Source organism: Nocardiopsis sp. TNDT3 (assembly GCF_003427465.1).
Taxonomy (GTDB): domain Bacteria; phylum Actinomycetota; class Actinomycetes; order Streptosporangiales; family Streptosporangiaceae; genus Nocardiopsis; species Nocardiopsis dassonvillei.
This window is the reverse complement of sequence record NZ_QPFC01000339.1, coordinates 1-12,900: the sequence shown is the minus strand read 5'-3', so window position 1 is coordinate 12,900 and position 12,900 is coordinate 1. Positions and strand designations below refer to the sequence as shown.

General features: G+C 72.1%; 10 protein-coding genes. 1 reads left to right on the top strand and 9 read right to left on the bottom strand.

Annotation, left to right across the window (positions count from 1 at the left end):
* The coding region (locus DQW06_RS09195; RefSeq protein WP_157983385.1) for an ABC transporter substrate-binding protein at window positions 1–478 on the bottom strand (478 nt) is incomplete at its 3' end.
* A gap of 639 nt (window positions 479–1,117) precedes the next feature.
* Between DQW06_RS09195 and DQW06_RS09190 the strand changes: the two genes are divergently transcribed.
* The gene (locus DQW06_RS09190) at window positions 1,118–3,769 is read left to right on the top strand and encodes a S8 family serine peptidase (RefSeq protein WP_117198290.1); all 2,652 of its coding nucleotides are present in this window, start codon (window positions 1,118–1,120) and stop codon (window positions 3,767–3,769) included.
* Window positions 3,770–4,079: 310 nt separating this feature from the next.
* On the opposite strand, the gene smc is transcribed toward DQW06_RS09190, so the two are convergent.
* The 8 genes from smc to coaD all read right to left on the bottom strand — a co-directional run bounded on the left by smc (window position 4,080) and on the right by coaD (window position 12,638).
* Complete coding sequence (gene smc / locus DQW06_RS09185; protein ID WP_117198291.1) at window positions 4,080–7,625, bottom strand: chromosome segregation protein SMC; 3,546 nt, start codon at window positions 7,623–7,625, stop codon at window positions 4,080–4,082.
* Window positions 7,626–7,993: 368 nt separating this feature from the next.
* Window positions 7,994–8,185, bottom strand: a complete 192-nt coding sequence (locus tag DQW06_RS09180; RefSeq protein ID WP_013151272.1) for a hypothetical protein — start codon at window positions 8,183–8,185, stop codon at window positions 7,994–7,996.
* A gap of 356 nt (window positions 8,186–8,541) precedes the next feature.
* Window positions 8,542–8,829, bottom strand: coding sequence for an acylphosphatase (locus tag DQW06_RS09175; RefSeq protein ID WP_013151271.1), 288 nt, complete (start codon window positions 8,827–8,829; stop codon window positions 8,542–8,544).
* Between the two features lie 59 nt (window positions 8,830–8,888).
* Window positions 8,889–9,743, bottom strand: coding sequence for a bifunctional DNA-formamidopyrimidine glycosylase/DNA-(apurinic or apyrimidinic site) lyase (mutM, locus tag DQW06_RS09170; protein WP_013151270.1), 855 nt, complete (start codon window positions 9,741–9,743; stop codon window positions 8,889–8,891).
* A 7-nt stretch (window positions 9,744–9,750) separates the two neighbouring features.
* Window positions 9,751–10,497, bottom strand: a complete 747-nt coding sequence (gene rnc, locus DQW06_RS09165; protein ID WP_013151269.1) for a ribonuclease III — start codon at window positions 10,495–10,497, stop codon at window positions 9,751–9,753.
* A 548-nt stretch (window positions 10,498–11,045) separates the two neighbouring features.
* On the bottom strand, window positions 11,046–11,222 hold the full coding sequence (gene rpmF, locus DQW06_RS09160; protein WP_013151268.1) for a 50S ribosomal protein L32: 177 nt from the start codon (window positions 11,220–11,222) through the stop codon (window positions 11,046–11,048).
* A gap of 137 nt (window positions 11,223–11,359) precedes the next feature.
* Entirely contained in the window at window positions 11,360–11,938 is a 579-nt protein-coding gene (locus DQW06_RS09155) for a DUF177 domain-containing protein (RefSeq protein WP_117198289.1), read from the bottom strand.
* A gap of 205 nt (window positions 11,939–12,143) precedes the next feature.
* Window positions 12,144–12,638, bottom strand: a complete 495-nt coding sequence (gene coaD, locus DQW06_RS09150; protein ID WP_013151266.1) for a pantetheine-phosphate adenylyltransferase — start codon at window positions 12,636–12,638, stop codon at window positions 12,144–12,146.
* Window positions 12,639–12,900: the final 262 nt, after the last annotated feature.

Here is a 12,900-nt window from a genome sequence, read left to right as displayed (position 1 = left end):
CGTCCAGGACCAGCGACGGGATGCCGACGTCCTCCAGCTGGGCGGCGGTCGCCTCGGCGCTGCGGGCGAGCAGGACCAGGTCGGGGTCGTACTCGGTGATGGCCTCCACGCTGGGTTCGAAGCCGCTCAGCGAGGTGGTGGGGGCCTCCTCCGGGTAGTCGGAGTACTCGTCGGCGGCCTCGACCCGGTCGCCCGCGCCGATGGCGAAGAGCATCTCGGTGTGGCTGGCCGACAGGGAGACGATCCGCTCGGGGGCCTCCTCGACGGTGACCTCGCCGGTGGCGTCGGTGACGGTGACGGGGAAGGTGCCGTCGCCCACGGAGAGGCGCTCGGGGTCGGGCTCCGGGGGCCCGCAGGGGACGGAGGCGGCCTCGGTGGCGGGCTCGGCCTCGGGCTCGCCGCCGTCCGGTGCACCGCAGGCGGTCAGGGCGAGCACGGCGCCGAGAAGGACGGGGGAAAGGTGGCGTGCGGTCCGCACGGTGCTCCTTGTCGGGCGGGGGGAAGGAGCTGCGCGGTCCCGACGGAGGCGGCCTGTCCTTCCCACGAGGACGGGGACGTCGGTGTCGGGGAGGCGACCTGGCTCGTCCCCCGAGGGGGCCTCACAGTTGCGGGACAGCGCCGGGTTGGACGGCCGGTTGTGGCCGCGCCACCGGACTTCGCTCCGTCGACACCGTTCGGGCCGCCCGCGGGCGGCCCGGAACCCCCAGCGTACTCGGCCCGCCGCATGCCCCCGCGGTCACCCCGACGGCTACTCTGGCCTGCGCTTTCTCCGGCGGGGCCGCGCCTCTTCACCGAGGGCGGCAGGGAAGGCGCCGCACGGTAACGGACCACCCTTTTTCGCATCTTTTATTGCTTTCGCGAAAAAAGAGAAGAATGCCGGTTTTGATTACTTCTGCAAAGCAGAGGGATGGTTCAGGCCCCTGTGTGTCCAGATTGAGCCTTGGTGAGCATTGACACTTTCATGGCGCACGGCAATGATCTCGTTGCTATGCGCGCCGACTAACCGATGACGGACATTAAGCGGCGTATCCCCCTGAGCACCACAGCCTTACCCAGTGGGGTACCCCCGCTCCCCCGGTGTCCTGAGGCGCGCACCGAGAAGGGATGTGTTGACAAGGTGGTACCCCACCGCACGCGCCTGGCGTCGCTCGCCGGGTTGACACTCGTCGCGGGCCTGGTCGCGGCCGCACCGGCCAGCGCCGACGACGCCTCCGAGCTCGCCCCCCTGCACCCCGCCCCCTCCGCCGAGAACGGCGAACTGACCCACCAGGCGGACGGCCTGTGGTTCATCGAACTGGAGAGCCCCCCGACCACCGCCGGCACCTCCTCGGCACAGGTCGAGAACGAGCACGAGGCGTTCCGCGCCGAGGCCGAGGAGTCGGGCCTGGAGTACACCGAACGGCACTCGTTCGGCGACCTCTGGAACGGCTTCTCCGTGGAGATGGACGACGCGCAGGTGGGCACGGCACGGGAGATCCCCGGTGTCAGCGCCATCTACCCCGTCGTCACCTACGAGGTCCCCGAGGGCGACACCAGCGTCCCCGACCTGGACACCGCGCTGCCGATGACCGGGTCCGACATCGCCCAGAACGAACTCGGCCTCACCGGCGAGGGACTGCGCGTGGCAGTCATGGACACCGGCGTCGACTACACCCACCCCGACCTGGGCGGCGGCGGCTTCCCGAACGACAGGGTGGTCACCGGGTACGACTTCGTCGGCGACGACTTCAACGCGGGTGACCCCACCACCGTGCCCGCCCCCGACGACGACCCCCAGGACTGCCACGGCCACGGCACCCACGTGGCCGGGATCGTCGGCGCCCGGGGCGAGGTCACCGGTGTGGCGCCCGGCGTGGACTTCGGCGCCTACAAGGTGTTCGGCTGCGAGGGCTCCACCACCTCCGACATCATGATCGCCGCCATGGAGCGGGCCCTGGCCGACGACATGGACGTGCTCAACATGAGCATCGGCTCGGCGCACTCCTGGCCGCAGTACCCCACCGCGGTCGCCTCCGACAACCTGGTCGACGAGGGCATGGTCGTGGTCGCCTCCATCGGCAACGAGGGCGACACCGGCCTGTACTCCGCGGGCGCCCCCGGCCTGGGCGAGGACGTGATCGGCGTCGCCTCCTACGACAACACCCACATCCGGTCCGCGTCGGCGACCGCCAACCCCAGCGGCGAGACCCTGGCCTACATGGAGATGGGCGAGGCCTCCCCGCCGCCCGCCTCGGGCGAGACCGACGAACTCGTCCACGTCGGACGCGGCTGCCCGTCCCTGGGCGACGAACTGGAGGCCGACCCCGAGGGCAGAACAGCCCTGATGGTGCGCGGCGCGTGCACCTTCGCCGAGAAGTACGACGCGGCCGTGGCCGCGGGCGCCACCGGCGTGGTGATGTACAACAACGTCCCCGGCATGTTCGCGGGCGGCGGCATCGTCGACCAGGGCGCGTTCTCCATCGGGATCTCCGACACCTCCGGCGCCCACCTGCTGGAACTCCTGGAGGGCGACGAGCCCGTCACCCTGTCCTGGACCGGTGAGAGCACCACCATCCCCAACCCGACCGGCGGGCTGATCAGCTCCTTCAGCTCCTTCGGCCTGTCCCCCGACCTGGCCCTGAAGCCGGACATCGGCGCGCCCGGCGGCCTGATCAACTCCACCTACCCCATGGCCAAGGGCGGCTACGCCACCATCAGCGGCACCTCGATGTCCTCGCCGCACGTGGCGGGCGGCGTCGCGCTGCTGCTGGAGGCCCGCCCCGACCTCGGCGCGCACGAGGTGCGCGACGTCCTCCAGAACAGCGCCGACCCCAAGGCCTGGTGGGGTGACCCCGACGCGGGCTACACCGACAACGTCCACCGCCAGGGCGCGGGCATGATGGACGTGCCCGGCGCCGTGCTGGCCACCACCGCCGTGACCCCGGGCAAGCTGTCCCTGGGCGCCACCGAGGGCGAGGTGACCGAGACGATCACCATCGTCAACGACGGTGACGAGGAGGCCACCTACACCCTGGACCACGAGAGCGCTCTGGGCACCCACGGCAACACCTTCACCCCCGGTTACAACGACGCCTCCGCCGAGGTGGCCTTCGACCGGGACGAGGTGACCGTCGCGCCGGGCGGCACGGCCGAGGTGCAGGTGACCTTCACCCCGCCCGCCCAGGACTTCCAGCAGATGATCTACGGCGGCTACGTCTCCGTGGCCGAGACCGGCGGCGAGACCTACCGGGTCCCCTACGCCGCCTACAACGGCGACTACCAGCAGATCGAGGCCATGACCCCGATCACCGACGGCAGCGGCAACGTGCTCGAACTGCCGTGGCTGACCAGGATCACCGAGTGCGGCGCGTTCTCCGGCCTGGAGTGCGTGGGCGAGGGCGGCGGCACGTTCGAGAACCAGCCCGAGGGCGCCGCCTACACCCTGGAGTGGGTCGACGGCCTGCCCGACGTCCCGTACGTCATCGCGCACTTCGACCACCACGTCACGCTGCTGGAGATGACCGTCGTCGACGAGCGCACCGGGCGCCCCGTGCACCCGGACCGCAACGTCGGGGTGTCGGTGGACCACGTGAACCGCAGCGCGACCGGGACGTCGTTCTTCAGCTACGCGTGGGACGGCACGGTCCTGGACCGCCACGACCGGATCACCCCGGTCCGGGACGGCCAGTACCGCCTGGAGGCCCGCGCGCTCAAGGCGCTCGGCGACCCGGACAACCCCGACCACTGGGAGACCTGGACCTCCCCGGTCATCACCATCGACCGCGGCTAGCAGCACCCCTCGGGGCTCCGCTCAGGCCGGTTCCCCAAGGGGGCTGGTTCGGGCGTCCACGGGGTTCTGGAGGATTCGTGGGTGGGACTGCGGGGAACGAGCCGTCACACCGGAGGATCCGAAGGTTCCCGTTCTTCGGACGCCCGAACAGGGAAAAACCGCGCGCAGCGCCCGTTGAGGGTGGTAGCCCGCCTCAGCGCGAAGCGCCCCCGGCGGGCGATGGCGGGCGACGGTCGGGCCAAAGCGAAGCGGAGGCCCGAAGAAGGCACGGGGCCGCTCTCCCCTCCGGGAGGGCGGCCCCGGCCGTGCGTCAGGCGGGGCGCTCCAGCTTCTGGCTGATCACCTGGGAGATGCCGTCACCCTGCATCGTCACGCCGTACAGCGCGTCGGCCGCCTCCATGGTGCGCTTCTGGTGGGTGATCACGATCAGCTGCGAGGCGGCCCGCAGCTCCTCGAAGATCACCAGCAGGCGCTGGAGGTTGGTGTCGTCCAGGGCCGCCTCGACCTCGTCCATCACGTAGAACGGGGACGGCCGGGCCTTGAAGATCGCGGCCAGGAAGGCCACCGCGGTCAGGGAGCGCTCGCCGCCGGAGAGCAGGGACAGGCGCTTGACCTTCTTGCCGGGCGGACGGGCCTCCACCTCCACACCGGTGGTCAGCATGTCCTCGGGCGAGGTGAGCAGCAGCCGCCCCTCGCCCCCGGGGAAGAGCCGCCCGAAGATCGCCGCGAACTCCCGCTCCACGTCCAGGTAGGCGGAGGAGAACACCTCCTGCACCCGGGCGTCGACCTCCTGGACGATGTCCATCAGGTCCCGGCGGGTCTTCTTGAGGTCCTCCAGCTGGGCGTTGAGGAAGGCGTGCCGCTCCTCCAGCGCCGCGAACTCCTCCAGCGCGAGCGGGTTGATCTTGCCCAGCTGGTTGAGCTGGCGCTCGGCGGCCTTGGCCCGCTTGGCCTGCACCTCGCGCACGTACGGCAGCGGGACCGCGTCCTCCTCGGCGTCGCCCGGAGGGGGCACGGGCACGTTCGGCCCGTACTCGGCGACGAGGGTGGGCACGTCGACGCCCATCTCCTCGCTCGCCCTGACCTCCAGCTGCTCCAGGCGCAGGCGGCGCTCGGCCCGGGCCACCTCGCCGCTGTGCGCCGAACTGGTCAGCTTCTCCAGGTCGACGGACAGCTCGCGGACGCGGGCGCGCACGGTCCGCAGCTCGGCGTCGCGCGCCTCCTTGTCCGCCTCGGCGGCGGTGCGCTCGGCCTCGGCCGCGGCCAGGGACACCGCGATCCGCTCCAGGGCCAGGCGGGCGCCCTCGGCGGCGGCCTCGGCGATGGTGGCCTGCGCGGCGCGGGTGCGTCGGCGCTCGGCGGCGCGCTCCATGGCGCGGCGCTCCTCGAAGGCCTGGGCGCGCAACCGCTCGGCGCGGCCCTCGATCGAGCGGGCGCGCTCCTCGGCGGTGCGCACCGACAGGCGGCGCTCCATCTCCGTGGCGCGGGCCCGCGAGGCCTGGGCGGCGAGCTCGTCGCGGGTCTCGGGGTCGGGCGCGTCCTCCTCGATGGAGGCGGCCACCTCCTCGGCCTCGGCCAGCTCCTCCTCCAGCCGCTCCAGCTTGGCGGCCTCCTCGCCGCGCGCGGCGGCGGCCTTGGCGGCGGCGGCCGCGTACCGCTCGGACTCGGCCTCGGCGGAACGGGCCTGCCCGCCCAGCTTGCCCAAGCGCTGCGCGGACTCGTTGCGCCTGCGGTCGCCCTGGCGGCGGCGCGCGGTCAGCTCCTCGACCTCGGCTGCCAGGTCGGCGCGCTCGCGCCTGCGCTCCTCCAGCTCGGCGGCGATCCGTCCGGCGGCCTCGGTGGCCGTCTCCAGCCTCCCGGCCGCCTCGTCCACGGCCGCCTGGACCTCCAGCAGGCTCGGCGCGGCGGCCGAACCGCCGTGCACCAGCGCGGCGGAGAACACGTCCCCCTCGGGGGTGACGGCGCGCACGCCGGGGACCTTGCGGACCAGGTCGCGGGCGGCGTGGGCGTCGGCCGCCAGCGCGGTGCGGTCCAGCAGGGCGGTGACCGCTCCGGCCAGGTGTTCGGGGGCGACGACGGCGTCGAGGGCGTAGCGGACCCCGGAGGGCAGCACGGGCCACTCCCCGCGGGGCACCGCGGGGACCGCCTGGGCGATGACGATCCCGGCACGGCCGGCGTCCTCGGACCGGAGCAGGTCGAGCGCGGCCACGGCGGTGTCGGGGTCGCTGACCGCGACCGCTCCCGCGGCCGTGCCGAAGGCCGCGGCCACGGCGGTCTCCTGACCGGACTCGACCTGGACGAGGGCGGCGAGGCTGCCGAGCATCCCCGGCAGGTCGGCGCCCAGGAGGGTGCCGGCGCCGTCCTTGTGCGCCAGCCCCAGCTCCAGAGCCTCCTTGCGCGCGGCGAGCGCGGCCCGCTCCCCCTCGGCGGTGCGCTCGGCGTCGCGCAGCCGGTTGATCCCGGCGTCGGCCTCGGACAGGCGGCGGGCCGCCTCCTCCTGGGCGGCGTCGAGTTCGGCGTCGCCCTCGTCGAGACCGGCCGCCTCCTCGGCGGCCATCTCGTACTCGGCCTGGGCCCGCTCCGCGCGTTCGGCGGCCTGGCGGGCGGACTCCTCCAGCCGGGTGATCTCGTCCCCGTTCGAGGCCAGTCGGCCGCGCAGGCTCTCCACCCGCGCGGACAGCCGCACGAGGCCCTCCCTGCGCTCGGCGGAGGCGCGGTTGGCGGCCTCCAGCCGCTTCTCCTCGCGGTGCAGGGCGTCCTCGGCGGCGGAGCGCTCGATGACGGTGGCCTCCAGGGCCTCGCGGGCCTCCTCCAGCCGGGTGAGCAGCTCCTCCTCCTGGGCGGCGGCCTCCTCGGCCTCCATCTCCAGTTCCTCGGGGTCGCGGCGGTGGACGGGCTCGTCGGAGACGGAGGCCAGGTTGCGGTGGCGCTCGTTGGCCAGGCCGCGCACGGCGTCCAGGCGCTCGGTCAGGCGCGACAGCGCGTGGTAGGTCTCCAGGGCGCGGGCCAGGGCGGGCGCGGCCTCGGCGGCCTGCGCCTCCAGCTCGGTCTCGCGCTCCTGGGTCTGGGTGAGGGCGGCCTCGGCGGCCCCGCGGCGGGCGAGGACCTCCTTCTCGTCCGCCTCCTCCTTGGCCAGCTGACCGGTGAGCGTGACGATGTCGTCGGCGAGCAGGCGCAGGCGGGCGTCGCGCAGGTCGGCCTGGATGACGGCGGCCCTGCGGGCCAGCTCCGCCTGGCGGCCCAGGGGCTTGAGCTGGCGGCGCAGCTCCGCGGTGAGGTCGGTGACCCGGTCCAGGTTGCCCTGCATCGCGTTGAGCTTGCGGATCGCCTTCTCTTTGCGCTTGCGGTGCTTGAGGATGCCCGCGGCCTCCTCGATGAGGGCGCGGCGCTCCTCGGGACCGGCGTGCAGGACGGTGTCCAGCTGCCCCTGGCCGACGATGACGTGCATCTCACGGCCGATGCCGGAGTCGCTGAGCAGGTCCTGGATGTCCAGGAGACGGCAGGTGTCGCCGTTGATGGCGTACTCCGAGCCGCCGTTGCGGAACATGGTCCGCCGGATGGTGACCTCGGTGTAGTCGATGGGCAGCGCACCGTCGGTGTTGTCGATGGTGAGGCTGACCTCGGCGCGGCCCAGCGCCTGGCGGGTGGAGGTGCCCGCGAAGATGACGTCCTCCATCTTGCCGCCGCGCAGGGACTTGGCCCCCTGCTCCCCCATCACCCAGGACAGGGCGTCCACCACGTTGGACTTGCCCGAGCCGTTGGGACCGACCACACAGGTGATCCCGGGCTCGAAACGCAAGGTGGTGGCCGACGCGAACGACTTGAAGCCGCGCAGCGTCAGATTCTTCAGGTACACCCACACCTCCCACGACGGTCACCGTTGATACACAGCGCGACCACCTAAGGGTGCCACGAAGCGGTGACCTGAGGGTGGGGTTCGGGCTGGTGTCCCGGGCGGACGGCCCTGGGGCCCGCGCCCGGGCGGGGAAGAGGGGGGATGTCCGGCGGACACGTAGGGTTGCGAAAGGGTCCGCCGGGTACAACGGTAAAAAGAGCCGCAAGGGAAAGGAAAGACTGCGGCGAAGCGGACTGGGGACAAGCAGACCCGGTCCGTCGACGGTTCGGCCAGGGACGCCTGGCTCGCGTGTTCGGCGTCCCCGTCAGTGGGTCGAGCACATCGGAAAGAGCAGCTCTGGCTGCGCCCGAAACGTCGACGTCGTCAGGTCAGGCGAGCGCCGGCTCGCGGTCGGTCGCGCCGGAGGCGGCATCGGTGACGGCCATGCTGAGCTGGTCGTTCTGTGCCTGGAGACGGCTGATCTCGTCCTCAAGGTCGCGTACCCGGTTCCGGAGCCGCCGCACCTCCGAGACCATCCGGGGGTCGGAGACGCCGACGTGGCCAAACAGAGCCTTCGCCATGATGTGGGTCCTCCACACTGAGTGACCAGTGGTGATCCGCGCACGTGATGTCCCGTGGAAAGCCGACCGATGGTGGTCCGGCCCGGGTGGAAGATCTGCGCGATGTGTCTTCCAGAGTCTCACTGTGCGCGCCGCTGGTCAAGATTGGATTACGACAGTCAGTAACGGCCACGCCCCGGACAGGCATCCAGGGCAGGTGGCAACGCACGATCCGAACACGGCCACCCCGGGTCCAGCCGGAACGCGCGGACTGGCCGCACGACGGTCGCCTCACACCCCGCGAGGTCCCGCCGCGAGTCCCTGGGGACCGCCGCGGTCGCGCGGTGTGCTCGAATCGCGTTACCCCACAAGCATACTCACCGTTCGTCGAATCCGGTGAACGTCCCCCCAGACGAGGACCAACGTTCGACCACGGAGTCCACACGACCGGGTGTTGCACCGCCCCTGAGATGGCCAAGAAGCCGTTCGCACGCGTCCCTGGGGCCCTCGGCGACCACCTCGACGCGGCCGTCCCGCAGGTTCGTCGCCGCCCCGACCAGACCCAGTTCCAGCGCCTTGGACCGCGTCCACCAGCGGAAACCCACGCCCTGCACGTGCCCGCGCACCCACGCGGTCACCCGGACGGCCTCGACCTCGTCCCCCACGGACGGACTCCTTACTTACCTGGCAGACATACTTTGCTTGCCGACACGCCAAAGGGGCCTTATGCGCGGCCGCGGGGCGCCCGCTGGCAGGTGGGACAGCTGTAGGAGGAGCGGTTCATGAACGCCTCGCGGACGATCAGGGCGCCGCACCGCCCGCACGGGCGGTCACGGCGGCCGTAGGCGTTGAGCCCGCGCTCGAAGTAGCCGCTCTCCCCGTTGACGTTGACGTACAGGCCGTCGAAGGTGGTGCCGCCCACCTCCAGGGCCTCGTTCATCACCTGGCCCACGTGGCCCAGCAGCTCCACCGCCTCGGCGTCGGACAGCTCCCGCGTGGAGCGCGCCCAGTGCAGCCGGGACCGCCACAGCGCCTCGTCCGCGTAGATGTTGCCCACCCCGCTGATCAGCGACTGGTCCAGCAGAGCCCGCTTGACCTCGGTGCGCCGGGCCCGCAGCGCCCGCACGAAGTCCTCGGCGACGAAGTCGGGGTCCAGCGGGTCCAGGGCGATGTGGTCCACCGACGAGGGCACGTCCTCGCGTACCCCGGGCACGTCCACCATCAGGTGGCCGAAGGTGCGCTGGTCGACGAAGCGCAGCTCGGTGCCGTCCGACAGGGGCAGGCGCACCCGCAGGTGCCTCTCGTCGGGCTTGCCCTCGGGCTGGACCAGCATCTGCCCGCTCATGCCCAGGTGGGTGAGGAGCATCTCGCCGTTGTCCAGGACGAGCCACAGGTACTTGCCGCGGCGCCGCGCGGCGGTGGGCACGCGGCCCGACAGGCGGGCGGCGAAGTCGGCGGGACCGGGCAGGTAGCGGCGCACCGCGCGGGGGTGCAGGACCTCGACGGCGCCGACCGTGCGGCCCAGGGCGTGTTCGGCCAGGCCTCGCCGGACGACCTCGACCTCGGGGAGTTCGGGCACGGCCGCCTCACCCCTGCCCGTCGCCGGAGACGGCACCGGCCGCGCCGGCGGCCTCGGAGCGGGCCTTGATGGCCTTCCACGCGGACTCGGCGGCCTGCTGCTCGGCCTCCTTCTTGCTGCGCCCCTCGCCCAGGCCGTAGCTCTCCCCCGCGACGCGGACCGTCGCGCGGAAGGTCTTCTGGTGGTCGGGCCCGCTCTCGTCCACGTGGTACTCGGGGACGCCCAGCATCTCGGCCGCGGTCAGCTCCTGGAGGGAGGTCTTCCAGTCCAGGCCCGCGCCCAGCCCGGAGGCGGTGGCGATGAGCGGGTCGAAGAGGCGGTGCACGAACTCCGAGGCCACGTCCAGACCGCGGTCCAGGTAGACGGCGCCGATGACGGCCTCCAGGGTGTCGGCGAGGATCGAGGACTTGTCGCGGCCCCCGGTCCCCTCCTCACCGCGGCCGAGCCGGATGTAGGCGCCGACGCCCAGCCCCCGGGCGACGTCGGCGAGGGCGCGCATGTTGACCACGGCGGCGCGCAGCTTGGCGAGCTGCCCCTCGGGCAGGTCGGGGTGCTTGCGGAAGAGGGTGTCGGTGACCACCAGGCCGAGCACGGAGTCCCCGAGGAACTCCAGGCGCTCGTTGGTGGGCAGACCGCCCTTCTCGTAGGCGTAGGAGCGGTGGGTCAGCGCCCTGAGCAGGATCTTCGGATCGACTTCGACGCCGATGGCCTGGTGGAACGCCTTGGCTTCGGAGACGGGGAGTTGGTTGGCCACTCGTTCACTTCCCTGTTCGTACGCGCCGGGCTGCGACGCGCGGACGGCTGGAGTCGGGTGCGGCCCCCGCGGCTCCGTCAGGGTGCTCGAAAACGAGGTGACCGTCGCGGGAGGCTCCGCTCCCCCGGCAGCCACCACGAACTCGGGAACCCGGGAGAACCCGGACCGCCGTGCGGCGCGCGCACGCTCCCGCGCGCCGGTGCTCGTCGTGTATCACGCTTTGTTCCTCGACATCACTCTACAAACCCGCGTACGGCGGCGCTCGGGGAGTACGGGGACAGGGGTCCGAATCCGCGCGGACACCGCCCGCACCGGCGCGGGCACCCGCCGCGCACGCGGGGAGGCACGGGCACGGGCACGTGACTCAGCACGTGCACGGGCACGGCCGCTCAGACCGCCCGCCGACCGGTGACAGCACTTCGGGGCGGACCCCTGTGCGGGATCCGCCCCGAGATGGCTGGGGAACCGGGTACGAGAACCCGGACCCGTCATCCGCCGGACGCGTTCGGCTGCGGTGCGCAGGACCAGCGATGTGATCCACGGCGCGCCTAGGCCGGGTTGGTGACCTGGCGGTTGTTGTAGGTGCCGCAGGTCGGGCACGCGATGTGGGGCTGCTTGGGGTCGCGGCAGCGCGGGCAGTTGACCAGCACCGGGCGCGACGCCTTCCACTGGGAACGGCGGGTCCGGGTGTTGCTCCGCGACATCTTCCGCTTCGGGACGGCCACTTCAATCCTCCTGGGTCACCCCCGCGCGGTCGCGGGAGGTCGCTTCTCTCGGTCACCCCGCGCACTGTGGCGGGGAAGGTGTGCCCCGGTCGGCGGGGGCGCGCCCGGGGGCGGCCGTCCGCGATCGGTGCACGAGCTCATCGTTCGCCGGGGTCGTCCGCGATCTCGCGGAGCGCCTCCCAACGCGGGTCGATGTTGTCGCCGTGGCCGTGGTCGGGCCCGGCCTCGGCGATTTTGGCACCGCACTCGGAGCACAGGCCGGGGCAGTCCGGACCGCACAACGGCGTGAGCGGGAGCGCGAGCACGACGGCGTCTCGGACCACGGGTCCGAGGTCGAGGAGATCGCCCTCCAGATAGTAGTCCTCATCCTCGTCGTCCGCGTCCTCGCCCGTCACCGCCGCCTCGTCGTCGGGGGAGTACCGGTACAGCTCCTGGAATCCGGCCTCGACGCCCTCCGAGATCGGGTCCAGACAACGCGAGCACTCCGCGGTGAGCTGGCCGCGGGCGGTGCCGGTGACGAGGACTCCCTCCATCACCGCCTCCAGGCGCAGGTCCAACTCGACCTCGCTGCCCTCGGGCACGGCCGCCATCGCCGTGGCGAACGCCTCGGGGACGGTCACGATGCGGTTGACGGTCCGCATCGACCCCGGCTGGCGGCCCAGCTGGCGGGTGTCGACCACGAACGGGTCACGAGGATCTAGGCGAGACAGGGTCATCGGGCTTTCACGAGGATTGCGGGCGCAGCACCGGACGCGCGGGAGGCGTCGCGTGCGACGGGCACGGCCGGTGTCGGGGCACGCCGAGAACCGACGGTACCCATGGTCAAACCGAGATTGTACCCAGCATGTACCCTGCCGCCCAAATCAGCCCCCGGCCCGGTGGCGGGGAGGACGGCGGAGCCGAGCGCCCGGAGGCCCCGGATCAGAGGCCCTCGGACCTCTTCTGCTCGTACTTCTCGCGCAGGCGCTCCTGGACGTAGGGGGTGACCAGGCTGGAGACGTCCCCGCGGTGCTGGGCGATCTCGCGCACGAGGCTGGAGGACAGGAAGGAGTACTGCGGGTTCGCCGTCATGAACACGGTCTCCACGCCGGAGAGCTGGTAGTTCATCTGGGCGATCTGGAGCTCGTAGTCGAAGTCGCTGACCGAGCGCAGGCTGCGGACGATGGTCTCGATGCCATTCGACCGGCAGAAGTCGACGAGGAGGCCGTCGAACTCGCTGACCCGGACGTTGTCGAACCCGGAGGCGCCCTCCCGGAGCATGTCGAGCTTCTCCGGGACCGTGAACAGGCCGCGCTTGTTGACGTTGTTGAGCACGGCGGCGACGACCTCGTCGTACTGTTTGGCCGCCCGGCCGATGATGTCGATATGACCGTAGGTCACCGGGTCGAAGGAACCCGGGCAGACGACACGGCGCACGGTGGATCGCCCCTTTCAGCAACGAACGACGTTCGGGTACCGCGATGGTAGGGGTTGGTCCCCGCGCGGATACGGGCAACACCCGCTTAGCGGTCGTCTCCGCCCGTGGTCGGGACGTGTGCGCGCTTTGGGCGCACCGCCGGCCATGACGGCCGAACCGGGCCTCCCCCTCCCGAACCGGCGTCCTCCTCCTGGCCGTGTTCTAACCCCGCTTCCCTCCGTCGCCCGGGAGGCGCGCCGGGGCTGGGGGCGAGGCGTACGG